This window comes from Nonomuraea sp. NPDC003727 (assembly GCF_053586935.1).
The window spans coordinates 641,309-660,220 of sequence record NZ_JBSFNE010000001.1 but is presented as its reverse complement, the minus strand read 5'-3'; the positions used below and the strand labels follow the sequence as shown (position 1 = coordinate 660,220).

The window sequence follows — 18,912 nt, the reverse complement described above, 5'->3', positions numbered from 1 at the left end:
GCGCCTATGGACCCGGCGAACGGTTTCGAGCTCCCCGCCTCTTTCGCGCAGGAACGGCTCTGGTTTGTGGACCAGCTGGAACCTGGGCTCGCCGTCTACAACATCCCCTTCGGTACCCGCCTGCCGGCCGGTACCGACGCTGCCGCCGTGCCCTCCGCGGCGGCAGCCGCCCTGGCCAGGGTCGTCGCCCGCCACGAGGTGCTGCGTACCGCGCTGGAGGCCCGCGACGGCGTGCCGACCCAGGTCGTGCTGCCCGAGGTGCCGGTCGACGTGCCTGTCACGGACCTGCGAGGGCTCCCACCCGAGGAACAGCAGGCACGGCTCGCCGAGGTGTATGACGCCGAGGCCGCCCGCTCCGTTCCGCTCGACCGGGCTCCGCTGTGGCGGGCGCGCCTGATCCGCACGGATGAGGCCGACCGCCTCTTCTTCACCGTGCATCACGTCGCCTTCGACGCCGCCTCCGTGGCGATCTTCCAGCGGGAGTTCCAGGCCGCCTACCGTGCCGTCACGGGGAGCGGGGAGAGCGAGCTCCCCGAGCTGCCGATCCAGTACGGCGACTTCGCCGCCTGGCAGCGCGGCAGGTGGGACGGCGGCGAGCTGGCCGACCAGCTCGGCTACTGGCGCAAGCAGCTCGCCGACCTGCCCGAGCCGCTGCGCCTGTCACCCCGCGCGCCCGATCCGGGCCTGCCGCGGCACACCGGCGGCGACATCGGCTTCGAGCTGCCCGCCCCCACCGTGCAGGGCGTGCACCGGATGGCCAGGGAGCGGCGCACCACACCCTTCGTGGTGCTGCTCGCCGGGCTCAAAGCCCTGCTGTCACGGCTGGCCGGGCGGGCGGACGTGGTGGTCGGCTCCCCGGTGGGCGGGCGGCCGCTGCCCGAGCTGGAGCCGCTGATCGGCAACTTCGTCAACACCCTGCTGCTGCGCACCGACTGCGCGCGCGAGGTGACCTTCGCCGAGCTGGTCGACCGGGTGCGGACCGCGGTCTTCGACGCCCTCGACCACGCCGAAGTGCCCTACGAGCGGCTCGTCGAGGAGCTCAGGCCGGACCGTGCGGAAGGTGTGGGCACGCCGCTGCACCAGGTCGTGTTCAACCTCCTGCCCTCCCTGGTCACCAACGGGCAGGTGCGCAACGGCACCGCCAAGGTCGACCTGCTGATCGACCTCGCCGAGGTGGACGGGCGCATCGACGGGCGCATCGAGTACGCCACCGCACTGTTCGACGAGGCCTGGACGAGGGACTTCGCCGCCCGCTACCGCGGCCTGCTCGACGCCGCGCTGGCCGAGCCGCAGACGTCCCTGGCCGACCTGCCGTTCCTGCTGCCCGGCGAGGAGGAGCGCCTCACCACGGCCACCTCGCCGTTCCGCGCCGGGTCCGCCCCCGCGTCCGACACCGTGACCGGGGCCTTCGCGGCCCAGGTGGCCGCCCGCCCGGACCAGGTGGCGGTGGCCGACGCCGCGGGACGCACCCTGACCTACGCCGAACTGGACCGCAGGTCCAACCGGCTGGCCCACCGCCTGGCCGGGGTGGCCCGCCCTGACACCCCGGTGGCGCTCTTCCTGGACACCGACGTCGAGCTCGCCGTGGCCGTCCTCGCCGTGCTCAAGGCGGGCGCCGCCTACCTGTCGCTGGACCTGGAACATCCCGTGGAGCGGCTGCGCGAGCTGCTGGCGGACTCGGGGGCGACGGCCGTCATCACCAGGGCGGAGCTCGGCCCGCCCGAGACCGGCCTTTCGGTCATCGACCTGGGCGAGGCGGACGAGCAGCCGGAGACCGCCCCCGAGATCACCCGGCACCCGGACACGCTCGCCTACGTGATCTACACCTCCGGCTCGACCGGCCGGCCCAAGGGGGTGGGCATCGCCGACCGGCAGCTCACCGCCTACGTGGCCGGGGTCGGCGGTCTGCTCGACCTGGCGCCCGGGCTGCGCCACTCGATGCTGCAGCCGCTGACCTTCGACTTCAGCGTCACCGTCTTCCACGGCGCGCTCCTCACCGGCGGCACCCTGCACCTGGTCCCACGCGAGCACGCGACGGACGCCGCCTGGGTCGCCGAGCACCTCAGGCGCGACCGCATCGACCTGATGAAGATCACGCCCTCGCACCTGGCCGCCCTGCACGCCGACGAGGCCGACCTGCTGCCCGGCCGCACGCTGGTGTTCGGCGGCGAAGCGTCACGATGGGACTGGGTACGGCAGCTGCGCTCGCGCCCCGGCGGCCCCGCGGTCGTCAACCACTACGGTCCGACCGAAACCACCGTCGGCGTGCTCGGCCTGGCGGGCGACCAGGAGCCGGCCGGAGCCGGCGCGGTCACGCCCATCGGCTTCCCGCTGCCCCACGCCGAGGCCTACATCCTGGACGAGGACCTGCGCCCGGTACCCGACGGGGTCGTCGGCGAGCTGTGCATCGGCGGAACCACCGTCGCGCGCGGCTACCTGGGCCGCCCGGGACAGACCGCCGCCGCCTTCGTCCCCCACCCGTACGGCGCGCCCGGCGCCCGCATCTACCGCACCGGCGACCGGGCGCGGCGGTTACCGGACGGCGCCATCGAGTTCCTCGGCCGCGCGGACGGCCAGGTCAAGATCCGCGGGCACCGGGTCGAACCCGGAGAGGTGCAGGCCGTGCTGGCGGCCCATCCCGCGGTCACCGACTGCGTGGTGGTCGTGCGCGGGCAGGACGAGCCCGAGCTGGTGGCCTACGTCGTCGGCGACACCCGGCAGCTGCCCGGCTACCTGGCCGAGCGCCTGCCCACCTACCTGATTCCCGCCCACCTGGTGGAGCTGCCCGCGCTGCCCCTGGCCGCGCACGGCAAGGTCGACCGATCCAGGCTGCCCGACCCGCCGGACACCGTGGAGGCCGAGCGGGTGCCACCGCGCGGCCCGGTGGAGGAGCTGGTGGCGGCCCTGTTCGAGGCGCTGCTCGAGAGCGGTCCCGTCGGCCGGGACGACGGCTTCTTCGCGCTGGGCGGCCACTCCCTGCTGGCCATCAAGCTGATGGGCCGCCTGCGCAAGGCGTTCGGCGTCGGGCTCTCCCCCAAGGCGCTGTTCGAGTCGCCCACCGTCGCCGGGATCGCCGACCTGGTGGCCGCGGCACAGGGCAGGGGCGCCGACCAGATCCCGCCGGTCCTCCCGGTGCCACGCGACGGTCTGCTCCCCGCCTCCTACTCGCAGCGCCGGCTGTGGTTCCTGGATCAGCTGGAGCCGGAGCTGGCCGTCTACAACACCCATGTGCGGCTACGGTTGCGCGGCGCCCTGGACGTGGCGGCGCTGGAGCACGCCCTGACGATGGTGGCCGCCCGTCACGAGGTGTTGCGGTCGCGGTTCGTGCAACGCGATGACGACCTGTTCGTGTCTGTGGCGGCCGAGGCGTTCGTGCCGTTCGAGGTGGTGGAGCCGGAGGCGCTGGCGGCCTTCGGCGCCCGCCGGTTCGACCTGACGGCCGAGCCGCCGCTGCGGGCCGCTCTGGCGCGTCACGCCGCGGACGACCACGAGCTGCTGGTGACGATCCATCACGTCGTCACCGACGCGTGGTCCGCGGTGCTGTTCGCCCAGGAGCTGGGCGAGTGCTACGCGGGCCGGGGCGCGGCGCTGCCCGAGCCGGCCGTGCAGTACGCCGACTTCGCGGTCTGGCAGCGTGACAGGGTCGAGGGCGAGCTGCGCGACACCCAGCTGGCCTACTGGCGCGAGCGGCTCGCCGGCATGCCCGAACGCCTGGAGCTCCCGGCAGACCGCCCGCGCCCGGCGCGCCGCGACTACGTCGGCGCGTACGTCCCGATCACCGTCCCCGGCCAGGTCGTGGAGCGGCTGCGGTCCCTGGGCGCGGAGGAGAACGCCTCCCTGTTCATGACCATGGCCGCGGCGCTCTCGGTCGCGCTCTCCCGGGCGACCGGGCAGCGGGACATCGTGGTCGGCACGCCCGCGGCCGAGCGGCCCCGGCCCGAGCTGGAGTCGCTGATCGGCTGCTTCCTCAACACGCTGGTGCTGCGCACCGACTGCTCCGGCGACCCCACCTTCCGCGATCTGCTCAAGCAGGTCAGGGCCACCACGCTGGAGGCCTTCGCCAACTCCGAGGTGCCCTTCGAGGCGCTCATCGAGGAGCTGCAGCCCGAGCGCGACCTGGGCGCGACGCCTCTGGTCCAGGTGCTGTTCAGCCTGGAGGACGCGGACCGTCCGGCGGTCAGCGCGGGCGGCCTGACCATGGAGTGGCGGGGCGTCGGCACCTCGACGGCCAAGTTCGACCTCACCATGTACCTGCGCCGGGAGTCCGGCGGTGTCGGCGGCATCCTGGAATACCGCACCGACCTGTTCGACGAGGCCACCGCCGAGCGCATCGCGGCGCTCTACACCGAGGTGCTGACCGCCGTCGCGGCCGGCCCTGAGCAGCGGATGTCGGGCCTGCCCTCGCTGCCGGCCGCCGACGACGCGCTGGTGGAGCGGTGGAACGACACGGGCGCGCCGGAGGGGTACGCCTCCCTCGCCGAACTGCTCGCGCGGCGGGTGGCGCGGACGCCGGACGCCCCGGCGATCTGTGACGCGGAGGGCGCCTGGTTGACGTATGCCGAGTTCGGCGCGCGGGTGAACGCGCTGGCCTCGGTGCTGCGGGAGCGGGGTGTCGGGCTGGGTGACGTGGTGGGCGTGTGCCTGCCGAGGAGCGTCGACCTGGTCGTGGCCGTGCACGCGGTGGTGGCCGCCGGAGCGGCCTACCTGCCGCTCGACCCCGGATACCCCGACCAGCGGCTGGCCTTCATGGCCGAGGACGCCCGAGCGGGCGTGGTGGTCACGGACCAGCCGGATCGCTTCCCGGGAACGACCACCGTCGATCCCGCGGTCCCGGGAGACGGCGCGCCGCTGGGCGTCCCGATCCCGCCCAGCGCGCCCGCCTACCTGATCTACACCTCCGGCTCCACCGGCACCCCGAAGGGCGTGTTCGTCTCCCACGAAGCCATCGGCAACCGGCTGACCTGGACCGATCACGCCTTCACGCTCACCGCCGAGGACCGGGTCCTGCTGAAGACGACCTTCACCTTCGACGTGTCGGTCTGGGAGCTGTTCTGGCCGCTCATCGCCGGAGCCGGTCTCGTGGTCGCCACCCCCGACGCGCACCGCGACCCGGCCGCGCTGGTCCGGCTGCTCGCCGCCCACCGCGTCACCACCGTCCACTTCGTGCCGTCGATGCTGGACGCGCTCCTGGACGAAGCGGTCCTCGACCTGCCCGCGCTGCGCAGGGTGTACTGCTCGGGCGAGGCCCTCCCGGCCACGCTGGCGGCCCGCCTGCACGAGCGGCTCCCGGGCGTCGAACTGCACAACCTCTACGGCCCCACCGAGGCCGCCATCGAGGTGACCTGGCACAGGTGCGAGCCCGGCGAGTCCCGCACCCCGATCGGCGCGCCCATCAGGGGCATCAGGATCGAGATCCTGGACGCCGACCTGCGCCGCGTGCCCGTCGGCACGCCCGGCGAGCTGTGCATCGCCGGCATCGGCGTGGCCCACGGCTACGCGCGGCGGCCCGGGCTGACCGCGCAGCAGTTCGTGCCCGACCCGTACGGCCCGGCCGGCGCGCGCATGTACCGCACCGGCGACCTGGCCCGCTGGCTGCCGGAGGGTGAGGTCGACTACCTGGGCCGGATGGACGGCCAGGTCAAGATCCGGGGCATGCGCGTCGAGCCCGGCGAGATCGAGTCGCTCCTGGCCGCCCACCCCTCGGTCAGGACCGCGGTGGTGCAGCCCGTGCGGGGCACGCTGGCCGCCTACGTCGTGCCGTCAGGGGACGGCCGGGCCGACCCGGCGGCGCTCGCCGGCCTGCTGCGCGAGCGGCTGCCCGACCACATGATCCCGGCGTCGTTCACCTTCCTCGACGAGCTCCCGACCAACGCCAACGGCAAGCTCGACCGAGCCGCCCTGCCCGAGCCAGGGGAGGCGCGGCAGGACTCCGCGGGCACGCCGCCGCAGGGCCCGGTGGAGGAGCTGGTCGCGGCGCTGTTCGAGTCGGTGCTCGAGAGCGGTCCCCTCGGCAGGGAGGACGGCTTCTTCACCCTCGGCGGCCACTCGCTGCTCGCCATCAAGATCGTCACTCGGCTGCGAAGCGCTTTCGGGATCGACCTCCCGGTCCGGGCGCTGTTCGAAGCGCCGACCGTGGCCGGTCTGGCCGAGCGGATCGCCGCCGCGCGGCTCGAAGCCGCCACTCCGGTTCCCGAGGTGGTGCCGGTCCCGCGCGACGGGCTGCTTCCCGTGTCGTACGGCCAGCGGCGGCTGTGGTTCCTGGACCAGCTGGAGCCGGAGCTGGCGGTGTACAACACGCACGTCCGGCTGCGGTTGCGCGGTCCGCTGGACGTGGCGGCGCTGGAACGGGCGCTGACGATGGTGGCCGCCCGGCACGAGGTGCTGCGGTCGCGGTTCGTCCAGCGTGACGACGACGTACTGGTGACGGTGGCGGCCGAGGCGGACGTGCCGTTGGAGACGGTGGAGCAGGGCGCGTTGGAGGCGTTCGCCGCCCGCCGCTTCGACCTGACGGCGGAGCCCCCGCTCCGGGCCGCTCTGGTACGGCACGCGGCCGACGACCACGAGTTGCTGGTGACGATTCACCATGTGGCCAACGACGCCTGGTCGGCGGTCCTGTTCGCCCGGGAGCTCGGCGAGTGCTACGCGGGCCGGGGCGCGGCGCTGCCGGAACTGACCGTGCAGTACGCCGACTACGCGGCCTGGCAGCATGACCGGGTCGAGGGTGAGCTGCGCGACACCCAGCTGGCCTACTGGCGCGAGCGGCTGGCGGGCATGCCCGAACGCCTGGAGCTGCCGACCAGCAGGCCCCGCCCGGCCCGCAGGGGCCACGATGGCGGCAACGTCCCGTTCATGGTCTCCCCGGAGGTCTCCGAACGCCTCCGGCTGCTCGGCGCCGCCGAGAACGCCTCCCTGTTCATGACGCTCCTGGCCGCCTTCACCGTCCTGCTGGCGCGGCACACCGGCCAGCGGGACATCGTGGTCGGCACCCCCGCGGCCGAGCGGCCCCGGCCCGAGCTGGAGCCGCTGATCGGCTTCTTCCTCAACACGCTCGTGCTGCGCACCGACTGCTCCGGCGACCCCACCTTCCGTGAGCTGATCGGCCGGGCCAGGAACACCACGCTCGGCGCCTTCGCCAACTCGGAGGTGCCCTTCGAGGCGCTGGTCGAGGACCTGCAGCCGCGCCGTGACCTCGGCAGCACGCCGCTGGTCCAGGCGCTGTTCAGCCTCGAGGACGCCGAACGGACCGAACCGCGCCTCGGCGACCTGGCGGCCGAGTGGGTGACCTCCGGCACGACCACCGCCAAGTTCGACCTGTCGCTGTACCTGCAGCGCTTCCCCGGACAGCTCGGCGGCATCTTCGAGTACCGCGCCGACCTGTTCGACGCCGACGCGATCGCGCGGATGGCCGAGCACTTCGTCGCTCTTCTCTCCGCCGCCGTCGCCGACCCCGACCTCCCCGTCTCCCGGCTTCCGCTCCTGGCCGCCGACGTGGCGTCGGTGGAGGGGTGGAACGCGACGGGTGAGGCGCGGGAGTTCGTGGCGTTGCCGGAGGTGGTGGCGCGGCGGGTGGCCGAGGTGCCGGATGCTCCGGCGATCTGTGGCGGCGACGGTGTCTGGTTGTCGTATGCCGAGTTCGGTGCGCGGGTGAACGGGCTGGCCTCGGTGTTGCGGGAGCGGGGTGTCGGGCTGGGTGACGTGGTGGGTGTGTGCCTGCCGAGGAGCGTCGACCTGGTCGTGGCCGTGCACGCGGTGATGACGGCGGGAGCCGCGTATCTGCCGCTGGAGCCGGAGTACCCGGACGAGCGCCTGGCGTTCATGGCCGGCGACGCAGGGGCGCGGGTGGTGATCACCGAGCAGCCTGACCGCTTCCCGGGACTGACCGCCGTCGAACCAGGAGTGTCCGGTGACCCGGCGCCGCCGGGCATCCCGATCCCGCCCAGCGCGCCCGCCTACCTGATCTACACCTCCGGTTCCACCGGCACCCCGAAGGGCGTGCTCGTCTCCCACGCGGCCATCGCGAACCGGCTGGTGTGGATGGGCGAGGCGTTCCCGCTCGGCGCGGGCGACCGGGTGCTGCACAAGACGCCGTTCACCTTCGACGTGTCGGTGTGGGAGCTGTTCTGGCCCCTGATGGAGGGGGCCGGGCTGGTGGTGGCACCACCGGGGATGCAGCGGGACACCGCCGGACTGCTCGCACTCATGCGGGAGCAGAACGTGTCGATGGTGCACTTCGTGCCGTCGATGCTGGATGCGCTGGTGGAGGAGCCGGAGCTGGCGGTGCCGTCGCTGCGGCGGGTGGTGTGTTCGGGTGAGGCGTTGCCGTCGGCGCTGGTGGCGCGGGTGCATGCGGTGTGGCCGGGTGTCGAGGTGCACAACCTGTACGGGCCGACCGAGGCGGCGGTGGATGTTACCTGGCATGCGTGTCGGGTGGGGGAGGAGCGGACGCCGATCGGGGCGCCGATCCGGGCGACCAGGATCGAGATTCTGGATGCGGATCTGCGTCGGGTTCCGGTGGGGACGGCGGGTGAGTTGTGCATCGGCGGGGTGCAGGTGGCCGAGGGGTATGTGTCGCGGCCTGGTCTGACGGCGGAGCGGTTCGTGCCGGATCCGTATGGCGGGCCGGGGTCGCGGTTGTATCGGACGGGTGATCTGGCGCGTTGGTTGCCGGATGGTGAGGTGGACTACCTGGGTCGGATCGACGATCAGGTGAAGGTCCGGGGTATGCGGGTGGAGCTGGGCGAGATCGAGGCGGTGCTGGCTCGGCATCCGGGGGTGCAGGCGGCGGCGGTGCGGCCGGTGGGTGGTGTGCTGGCGGCGTATGTGGTGGGGGCGGTCGACTTCGAGGAGTTGGCGGGGTTCCTGCGGCAGGGGTTGCCGGAGCACATGGTGCCGTCGTCGTTCACGGTGTTGGATCGGTTGCCGGTGACCGCCAACGGCAAACTCGACCGCAAAGCCCTCCCCGAACCCGACGCCCCCGCCGGCGTGCCGTACGAGGAACCGAGCGGTGAGATCGAGCGGGCCGTGGCCGAAGTATGGGCGGAGGTGCTGGGCGTCCCGGCCCCCGGCGCCCACGACAGCTACTTCGCGCTGGGCGGCGACTCCATCAGATCGCTCAAGATCGTCGCGCGCCTCCGGGCGCGAGGGTACGCCCTCGCGCTCGAGGACGTCTTCGTCCACCAGACGGTGCGCGAGCTCGCCCGGGTGATCACCACCGGGACGGTGAACGAGAGCCGCGGCAGCGAGGCGTTCAGCATGCTCGGAGCCGCGGACCTGGATCGGCTGAAGCAGCGTTTCCAAGGAGGCAAGCGTTGACGGCGACACAACCCGCGACCGAACTCGAGGACGCCTACCCCCTGACCGCGCTGCAGTCGGGCATGCTCTTCCACAGCGCCTACCAGGAAGACTCGGCGACCTACCATGACGTCTTCACCCTGAACCTGCGCGGCCCCTACCAGAGCGACACCTTCCGTGCCGCCCTGCGCGAGGTCATGGACCGCCACGCGGTGCTGCGCACCTCGTTCGACCTGACCGGTTTCGACGAGCCCATCCAGCTGGTCTGGAAGGACGTCGAGCCGCCCGTGCAGGAGATCGACCTGTCCGGGTTCGAGGACCCCAGGTCGCGCCTGAGCATCTGGCGCGACCAGGAGAAGCACCGCCCCTTCGACTGGGAGGCGCCGCCGCTCTTCCGCGCCGTCATCCACCACCTCGCCCCTGAACGGTTCGCCCTCACGCTGAGCTTCCACCACGCGATCCTCGACGGGTGGAGCGTCGCCTCGCTGGTGACCGAGCTGCTCGACCGCTACGCCGCGGGGCTCGACGGCGTACGGCAGGCGCCCGCCGCCCCGCCGCCCTCCACCTTCAGGGACTTCGTCGCCCGCGAGAAGGCGGCGGTGGCCTCGCCGGAGACCGAACAGTTCTGGCGGGACATGCTGGCCGACGCGCCGATGACCGCGCTGCCCAGGCTGCCCGGCTACCGCACGGGGGACGCCGAAGACACCGTTTCGCACGCCGTACCCCTCGACGACCAGGTCGTCAAGGGGCTGGAGCAGGCGGCGCGGCAGGCCAGGGTGCCGCTGCGCACCGTGCTGCTCGCGGGACACCTGCGCGTGCTGGCGCTCCTGACGGGCGACAGCGATGTCGTCACCGGGATCGTGACGCACGGCAGGCCCGAGCACGAGGCGGCCGAGCAGGTCCTCGGGCTGTTCCTCAACAGCGTGCCCGTGCGGGTGGGCACCGCCGTGGCGAGCTGGGACGAGCTGATCAAGCGGGTCTTCGCCGCGGAGGTGGCGTTCCTGCCGCACCGGCTCTACCCGCTGTTCGAGATGCAGCGCCTCGCCCAGCGCTCCCCGGTGATCGACGTGCTCTTCGACTACCGCGACTTCCACGTCTACCGGGACCTCGGCCCCGGCGGGGCGATCCAGGTCGTGGAGAGCGAGTTCTTCGAGCAGACCAACCTGCCCCTGTCCGCCAACTTCACCTGGTCGCCCCAGGCCGGCGGGCTGGAGCTGAAGCTCAAGTACGACATCACGCAGTTCTCCGCGGACCAGGTCGTGCAGGCCGGCGAGTACTACCGCCGCGTCTTCGCGAAGATCGCCGAGAATCCGGCCGCCGACCCGCGCGAGTCCGACGACCTCCTGTCCGCCGACGTGGCGGCGGTGGAGGGGTGGAACGCGACGGGTGAGGCGCGGGAGTTCGTGGCGTTGCCGGAGGTGGTGGCGCGGCGGGTGGCCGAGGTGCCGGACGCTCCGGCGATCTGTGGCGGCGACGGTGTCTGGTTGTCGTATGCCGAGTTCGGTGCGCGGGTGAACGGGCTGGCCTCGGTGTTGCGGCAGCGGGGTGTCGGGCTGGGTGACGTGGTGGGTGTGTGCCTGCCGAGGAGCGTCGACCTGGTCGTGGCCGTGCACGCGGTGATGGCCGCGGGAGGGGCCTACCTGCCGCTCGACCCCGCCTACCCCGACCAGCGGCTGGACTTCATGGCCGAGGACGCCCGCGCGCGCGTGGTGATCACCGACGAGCCTGACCGCTTCCCGGGACTCGCCACCGTCGAACCCGGCGCTTCCGGTGACGCCGCGCCGCTGGGCCTGCCGATCCCGCCGAGCGCTCCCGCCTACGTCATCTACACGTCGGGCTCGACGGGGACGCCGAAGGGCGTGATGGTGTCGCATCGGGCCATCGCGAACCGCCTGGTGTGGATGGGCGAGACGTTCCCGCTCGGCGCCGGAGACCGGGTGGTCCAGAAGACGCCGTTCACCTTCGACGTGTCGGTGTGGGAGCTGTTCTGGCCCCTGATGGAAGGGGCGGGCCTGGTGGTGGCGCCACCCGGGGCCCACCTGGACGCGACCGCGCTGGTGGACCTGATGCGACGGGAACGAGTGTCGATGGTGCACTTCGTGCCGTCGATGCTGGATGCGCTGGTGGAGGAGCCGGAGCTGGCGGTGCCGTCGCTGCGACGGGTGGTGTGTTCGGGTGAGGCGTTGCCGTCGGCGCTGGTGGCGCGGGTGCACGCGGTGTGGCCGGGTGTCGAGGTGCACAACCTGTACGGGCCGACCGAGGCGGCGGTGGATGTTACCTGGCATGCGTGTCGGGTGGGGGAGGAGCGGACGCCGATCGGGGCGCCGATCCGGGCGACCAGGATCGAGATTCTGGATGCGGATCTGCGTCGGGTTCCGGTGGGGACGGCGGGTGAGTTGTGCATCGGCGGGGTGCAGGTGGCCGAGGGGTATGTGTCGCGGCCTGGTCTGACGGCGGAGCGGTTCGTGCCGGATCCGTATGGCGGGCCGGGGTCGCGGTTGTATCGGACGGGTGATCTGGCGCGTTGGTTGCCGGATGGTGAGGTGGACTACCTGGGTCGGAACGACGATCAGGTGAAGGTCCGGGGTATGCGGGTGGAGCTGGGCGAGATCGAGGCGGTGCTGGCTCGGCATCCGGGGGTGCAGGCGGCGGCGGTGCGGCCGGTGGGTGGTGTGCTGGCGGCGTATGTGGTGGGGGCGGTCGACTTCGAGGAGTTGGCGGGGTTCCTGCGGCAGGGGTTGCCGGAGCACATGGTGCCGTCGTCGTTCACGGTGTTGGATCGGTTGCCGGTGACCGCCAACGGCAAACTCGACCGCAAAGCCCTCCCTGATCCGGCACCGGTGGCCCGAGCCCCGTACGAAGCACCCAGGGACGAGCTGGAAGAGACCCTCGTCGGCATCTGGGCGGAGATCCTCGGCGTGGAAACGCCGGGCATCCGCGACGACTTCTTCGACCTCGGCGGACACTCGCTGCTGGCGCTTCGCCTGGCCCTGCGGATGCGGCAGGCGCTCGGCAGGGAGATCCCGGTGGCCACCGTGCTCGCCGCGCCCACGGTCGCCCAGCTCGCCGAGGCCCTCGCGGACGAAGGCGACAACCCGATCTCCCGGGGCCGGGTCGTGCCGCTGCGCACCGCGGGCAACCGTCCTCCCCTGTTCCTCATCCACGCGCTCGGCGGGCAGGTCTTCCGATACCGGCCGCTCGCCCAGCACCTCGGCGACGACCAGCCGGTCTACGCCATCCCCGCGCACGGGCTGACCGAGGGCGACGCCGTACAGACCACCATCGACGAGATGGCCGAGAGCTACGCCGGCTACATCCGCGAGCTCTTCCCTGACGGGCCCTACTTCGTCGGCGGCTTCTGCATCGGCGGGAACATCGCCCTCGAAGTGGCCCGCAAGCTGCGCCAGGACGGCCACGACGTGCCGTACGTCTTCCTGGCCTGGTCCTCCGCGGAGGAGCCCGTGGTCGGCTCGACGCTGGAGGACGACACCGCGCTCATGGTGCACGCGCTGGCCGGCGGAGCCACCTCGCTCGACCCTCGCGAGCTGAGCCTGATGGAGCCGGCGGAGCGGCTGCTGGCCATCGTCAACGCGGCCACCAAGGAAGGCCAGCTCCGGACGGAGAGCACCGACCTCGACCAGATCCAGCGCTACGTCGAGGTCTTCCGCGCCAACGCCCACGCGGTGGGGCGCTACAAGCACGACACCTTCGACGGACCGGTGATCCTGCTGATCCCCGAGGAGGACAACGCTCCTCCCGAGGAGGACTACGGGTGGCGGGCGGTCATCCCGCACCTGGAGACCGGGCTCATCCCCGGCGCGCGGTTCAGCGCGCTCTACAACCCCTACGTCACCCGGACCGCCAACCAATGGAGGAGGTGGATGGACCGTGGCCTCGGACACGCCCACCACTGAGGCGCTCGCGCCCGCAGAAGAGAAGCCGGCCAGCCTCTGGAAACACCGCGACTTCCTCAAACTCTGGCTCGGCTACAGCACCTCCCAGTTCGGCGCCCAGGTCACCGTGGTGGCCATGCCCCTCATCGCCATCGTCCTGCTGGGCGCCGACGAGGCCGAAGTGGGCACGCTGGGCGCGGTCGGACGGCTGCCGTTCCTGCTGTTCCTGTTCGCCGGCTTCTGGGCCGACAGGTTCCGCAAGCGGCCCACCATGATCGTCGCCGACGTCGGCCGCAGCGTGCTCCTCCTGGCGGTCGTCGGGCTCTACGCCGCCGACATGCTCACGCTCTTCTGGCTCGGCACGATCTCCTTCCTGTCCATCGTGCTGTTCGTGTTCTTCGAGGTCGCGAACATGTCGCACCTGCCGTTCCTGGTGGGGCGCGAGCTGATCGGCGACGGCAACGCCAAGCTCCAGCTGAGCAACTCCGTCGCCAGGGTCGTGGGCAACAGCGTCGGCTCGGTGCTGGTCAACGCGTTCATCGCGACCCAGGTGCTGCTCGTCAACGTGGTGACGCTGATCGTCTCCGCGATCAGCTGCGCGCTCATCCGCAAGCCCGAACCGGTGCCGGAGCGCAACGCCGAGCAGCAGGGCGTGTTCTCCTCGATCGCCGAGGGCCTGCGCTGGGTGCTGCGTGACCCGCTGATCAGGCCGAGCATGATCGCCGCCGGCTTCTACATGTTCTTCTACACCGGCATCGAGGTGCTGCTGCCGCTCTGGGTCATCAAGGGCCTGGGCATGGAGGAGTACTGGGTCGGCATCCTGCTGGCCATCGGCGGCCCGGGAGCCATCCTCGGCTCCCTGCTGGCCACCAGGTCGATGAAGAAGATCGGCATCGGGCCCTCCTTCTTCTGGATGACCGTCGTCGGCAACCTCTCGCTCCTCCTCGTCGGCCTGGCCACCGGACCCACCTGGCTGATCGTCGTCATGATCGGCCTCACGCAGTTCCTGCTCGGCGTCACCGGCCCGATCGCCATGGTGTCCAGCGCCACGCTCCGCATGGGCGCCACCCCGCAGCACCTCCAGGGCCGCGTCATGGCCTCGCAGCGGGCCGTGGCCCTCGGCCTGGCGCCGGTGGGGGCCTTCCTCATGGGTCTGCTGGCCGAAGGTGTCGGCCTGCGGACGACCATGCTCATCTGCGCCGTGGGCACCGTGATCCCGATCATCGTGCTGGCGCTCTCCCCCGTCCCCCGCACCAAGGGCATGCCCGAACCGCAGGAGCACTGACGATGGAAAAGATCACCTCGGGCGCGACCACGATCGCCGTGCTGGACGACGCCGCGCGCGGGCCCGCCGACGAACTGCTGCTCCAGCACGGCGCGGTGCTCTTCCGCGGCCTCGGCGTCGACTCGCCGGCCGCCTTCCACGAGTTCGTCAGCACCTTCGGCGAGCCGTTCACCAACTACCGCCACGGCAACTCGCCCCGCGTCGCCGTACAGACCGGCGTGTGGACCTCCACCGAGTATCCGGCGGAGTACGAGATCTCCCTGCACAACGAGCTGTCCTACGCGCACCGCTGGCCGTCGCGGCTGTTCTTCTACTGCGACCAGGCCCCGGCCACCGGCGGCGCCACACCCGTCTCCGACTCTCGCGCGGTGCTGGCGGGCCTGGCGCCGGACGTGCGCGAGCGCTTCGCCACCAGAGGGGTCGCCTACCTGCAGAACCTGCACGGCGGCTTCGGGCTGGGCAAGTCCTGGCAGGACACCTACGAGACCGCCGACCGGGACGAGGTCGAGCGTGCCCTGGCCGAGACCGGCGCCGAGTTCCGCTGGACGGAGGACGACGAGTTGCGGGTACGGCAGGTGCGCCCCGCCGTCCGCCGCCACCCGGAGACCGGCGAGGAGGTCTGGTTCAACCAGGCCGAGCAGTGGCACGTCTCCAGCCTGCCCGACGACGAGGCCGAGGCCCTGCTGGAGATGGCGGCCTCCGACGAGGAACTGCCGCTGCAGGCCACCTACGGGGACGGGAGCGCGCTGGACGTGGCCGACCTTCGCCAGGTCCGCGAGGTCGCCAAACGCAACGAGTGCGCCTTCCCCTGGCAGCAGGGCGACGTCATGATGATCGACAACTTGCTGGTGATGCACGGCCGCCACGCCTACACCGGCAACCGGAGAATCCTCGTCGCGATGATCTGACCGCGTTCGCGGGCGGCCGCCCTGTTCGACGGACGACCTCCCCTCGGGGGCACCCTGCGTCCCCGGGGGAAGTCCACGCGCCGGCGGGGTCTGTCGGCAGGGCCCGCCGGCGGGGTCCGGCGGCGGGGTCCGCGGGCAGGTCGTCGAACCGGCGCACTCTGCCGGACGCCGGAGCCGACCGGTGCGCGCGAGCCCCTGGCGGGCGCGTCGGGCCGGGATGGGTCCGAGCTCCTGGCGGGTGCGTCGGGCCGGCATGGGTCCGAGCTCCTGGCGGGTGCGTCGGGCCGGCATGGGTCCGAGCTCCTGGCGGGTGCGTCAGGCCTGATGGCCGGCGAGTCGCGCTCAGGTCAGGACGCGGAGCGGGGCGCCGGAGAGGAAGGCGGTGACGTTCTCCGCGGCCTCGCGGAAGTACGTGCGGTAGTTGGCCATGGTCACGTAGCCGAGGTGCGGGGTGGCCAGCACGTTGGGAAGCGCTCTGAAGGGGTGGTCGGCGGGCAGCGGCTCGATGTCGAAGACGTCGAGGCCGGCGCCGGCGATCGCGCGGCTTTCCAGCGCCCGGATGAGTGCCGGCTGATCGACGATGGCCGCGCGCGAGGTGTTCACCAGGTAGGCGTCCGAGCGCATCGCCGCCAGTTCCTTGGCGCCGATCAGGCCGCGGGTGCGCTCGCTCAGGACGAGATGGACGGAGACGAAGGCGGATTCGGACAGCAGCGCCTCCAGCGAGGGCGCCAGCCGTACGCCGGCCTCGTCGGTACGCGCGCGGGTGAGGTTCTCGCTCCAGGCCACGACGTCCATGCCGAAGGCCTGGGCGACCTTCGCGACCTGGGAGCCGATCTTGCCGAGGCCGACCAGGCCGAGGGTGGCGCCGTGCAGGTCGGTGCCCACGGTGGTTAGCCAGGGCCCGCCGGCGCGCATGGCGGCGGACTCGTGCATCAGGTGCCTGGCCAGGCCGAGGATGAGCGCCCACGTCAGCTCGGTGGGCGGCGTGGAGAAACCGCCGGTCCCGCAGACGGTCACGCCGTGGGCTCGGGCGGCGTCGAGGTCGATGGAGGCGTTGCGCATGCCGGAGGTGATCAGCAGCCGCAGCTTGGGCAGCCTGGCGAACACCTCGGCGGGGAACGGCGTGCGCTCCCTCATGATCATCACGATCTCGTCGTCGGCGATCGCCGTGACGAGGTCGTCGATCGAGTCGATGTGCTCCTGGATGCTCCTCGCCTCGACGGCGGTCCAGTCGGCCAGGGTGAGAGCGACGTTCTGGTAGTCGTCGAGGATGGCGCAACGCAGCATGGCCGGACCCTACCAAGCTGACGTCACCGAGGTGAGAGCCGACGCCCCTCCTGTCAAGGCCGGCCACGGAAGGACCGGCCACGCGGTTCGTGGCCGGTCCTTCGCCTTCGATCACTTCTTGAAGGCGTCCTTCGCCTTCTCGGCGGCCTGCTTGAGATTGCCCTTGATCTTCTCGGCCTTCCCCTTGGCCCGCATCGACTGGTTGCCGGTCATCTCCCCGACATCCCGCTTGACCTCGCCTTTTACTTCCTCTGCCTTGCCCTTGGCCTTCTCCGTCTTGCCCATCCCCGCGCCTCCCCTGCGTGGCGAATGTCCACTTCCACAGTACGTCCGCGCGAGCAGCCGGGGCATGCGCGTCGTCGCCGTCCACATCACGTGGAGCTGCGGTCGATCCCACGACGGTCACCGCAGGCACCGGCTCATCCACCAGTTGGCACGCCTGCGGGCCGCCACGGTGCGCGCCGGCCTCGACCGGCCGGACGGCTCCACCCACCACGCTGCCCTGGATTCCCATAAGTACACGGGCACGCCGGGTTCACGGCGACCCGTTTCATGTCGTCGACGACAGAGCGCCACCGCGGGCGGTCCTCCGGCGCCGCCAATCACGAGGGCCGCGGACACCAACGAGGTGGACGAGACGGCAGACGATGACGGCGGCAGCGGCCAGCGCGGCCGTGGCGGCCCAGACGTACAGGGCGAGCCACACGTACGTGATCTGCTCCAGCGTGCCTGACCTGTGCATCAGGAGACCGATCAGGTCGGCGAGGCCGAAGAAGAACACGATCGGCACCGCGTACGGCAGCAGCCGCAGCAGCGGGCGCCAGACGGCCTGGCCCGTGCGGCGGCGGGCCCAGCGGCGGGCACGGCAGACCCCCAGGAGGCCGAGTCCGAGGTTGAGCACGGTCAGGCCGGCCAGCCAGGGGTCCGCGGTCATGGTGAAGGGCGCCGCTCCGGCGTCGGGGCGGCCCTCGATGATGTCGATCAGGCCGTTGGTGATGAGGAGCGCGTCGTCGCCGGAGATCATCCCCGTGTTGGTGACGACGGCGATGCCGTACCGGCTCGCGGGGAGGAGCGTCTGCGCGGAGTTGTGGGTGAGCAGCCAGCCGGTGTGCTGGAGCTGGGGCGCTCCACCGGCGGTCCTGCCGGCCACCCAGCCCATGCCGTACGTGCTGCCGGCCACACCGGACGCGGTCTGGGCGGTCTTCAGGGTCTTCCTGGGCAGGACGCGGCCGGCGCCGTTCTGCGCGATCAGCCATCTGGCCAGGTCGTCGGCGGTGCTGACGACGCCGAAGGAGCCGCTGACGAACCACTTCGGGTGGGAGCGCCCGATGAGCTGCCCGTAGGCCCGGACGTAACCGGCGCCCTCACCCGGCAGGTCCCTGGTGGTGTTCACGGTCCTGGTGGACGTCATGCCGAGTGGACGGAACACCGCGGTGGCCATGTAGTCCGCGAACGGCATCCCCGCCACCACCTCCACCAGTCGCGCCGCGACGGCGTAGTTGGGGTTGTGGTAGGCCATCCTGGCGCCGGGCTCGGTGTCGAGCGGAGCGGTCCGCAGCATCGCGACGGCGTCCTTGAGGGTGTCCGGCGCGGGGAGCGTCAGCTCAGGGAAGCTCATGTCGCTCATCCCCGAGGTCTGCTGGAGCAGCTGGCGCACGGTGATCTTCTCGGCGCGCGGGTCGGCCATGGTGAACTCGGGGAGATATGTCCGTACGGGGGAGTCCAGGCTGATCGTGCCCTGGTCGGCGAGCCGAAGCACCGCCAAGGCCGTGAAGGACTTGGACACCGAGGCGAGCGGCATCGGCGTCGTCTTCGTGATGGCCTCGCCGCCGGCCGTGTGGCCGTAGCCCGCGACATGGACGACCTGGTCGCCCTTGGTGACGGCGACCACGGCGCCAGGCAGCCGGGTCCTCTCGACATAGCCGCGCATGAAGTCGTCGATCACGCTCGCGCTCAGGTCCGCGCTCTTCGGTGCCGCCGAGGCGTGCGCGGTCGTTGAGGCGCCCGCCGCTGCCGAGGCGTGCGCCGTTGCTGAGGCGCCCGCCGTCGTCGTCCCCGTCGTCGAGGCGCCCGCCGCCGTCATCCCCGTGGCCAGCAGCACGCCGGCCAGACCGGCCATCGCCGCGATCTTCCGCACCTTCATCGGGTTCCTTCCGAGCTCTTCGTCCGCTGGGAAGGAACGCTAGGAGTCGGCCAGGGTGCCACACAGTGGCCGATCGGCCGCCCCTGACCCTGACTTTCGTCAGGT

Annotated in this window: 7 protein-coding genes; 4 read left to right on the top strand and 3 right to left on the bottom strand. The window is 71.9% G+C overall.

Features of this window, described 5'->3' with window-relative positions; genetic code table 11:
- The first annotated feature begins 6 nt into the window (after positions 1-6).
- Genes ACWDLG_RS03290 through ACWDLG_RS03275 form a run of 4 tightly spaced genes read left to right on the top strand, consistent with a single transcriptional unit; the run spans position 7 to position 15,377 of the window.
- Positions 7-9,312 carry an amino acid adenylation domain-containing protein gene (locus tag ACWDLG_RS03290; protein ID WP_449915477.1) on the top strand — a complete coding sequence of 3,102 codons (9,306 nt, stop codon included), beginning with the start codon at positions 7-9 and terminating at the stop codon, positions 9,310-9,312.
- Complete coding sequence (locus tag ACWDLG_RS03285) at positions 9,309-13,205, top strand: amino acid adenylation domain-containing protein (RefSeq protein WP_449915474.1); 3,897 nt, start codon at positions 9,309-9,311, stop codon at positions 13,203-13,205. Before ACWDLG_RS03290 ends, ACWDLG_RS03285 begins: the two co-directional genes overlap by 4 nt.
- A complete protein-coding gene (locus tag ACWDLG_RS03280) occupies positions 13,180-14,469 on the top strand; it encodes an MFS transporter (protein ID WP_449915472.1) in 1,290 nt (429 codons plus the stop codon). The genes ACWDLG_RS03285 and ACWDLG_RS03280 overlap by 26 nt, the downstream gene beginning before the upstream one ends.
- 2 nt (positions 14,470-14,471) lie before the next feature.
- Positions 14,472-15,377: a TauD/TfdA family dioxygenase gene (locus tag ACWDLG_RS03275; RefSeq protein ID WP_354907944.1), complete on the top strand. Its 906-nt coding sequence runs from the start codon at positions 14,472-14,474 to the stop codon at positions 15,375-15,377.
- 342 nt (positions 15,378-15,719) lie between these two features.
- Here the strand turns inward: ACWDLG_RS03275 and ACWDLG_RS03270 are convergent, their stop codons facing one another.
- The 3 genes from ACWDLG_RS03270 to ACWDLG_RS03260 form a co-directional block, all read right to left on the bottom strand.
- Positions 15,720-16,664, bottom strand: coding sequence for a D-2-hydroxyacid dehydrogenase family protein (locus tag ACWDLG_RS03270; protein WP_449915469.1), 945 nt, complete (start codon positions 16,662-16,664; stop codon positions 15,720-15,722).
- A gap of 111 nt (positions 16,665-16,775) precedes the next feature.
- Positions 16,776-16,949, bottom strand: a complete 174-nt coding sequence (locus ACWDLG_RS03265; RefSeq protein ID WP_354907941.1) for a CsbD family protein — start codon at positions 16,947-16,949, stop codon at positions 16,776-16,778.
- A gap of 265 nt (positions 16,950-17,214) precedes the next feature.
- Positions 17,215-18,807 (bottom strand): serine hydrolase domain-containing protein, encoded by a 1,593-nt coding sequence (locus ACWDLG_RS03260; RefSeq protein ID WP_449915466.1) that lies wholly within the window; start codon positions 18,805-18,807, stop codon positions 17,215-17,217.
- Between the last annotated feature and the right edge of the window lie 105 nt (positions 18,808-18,912).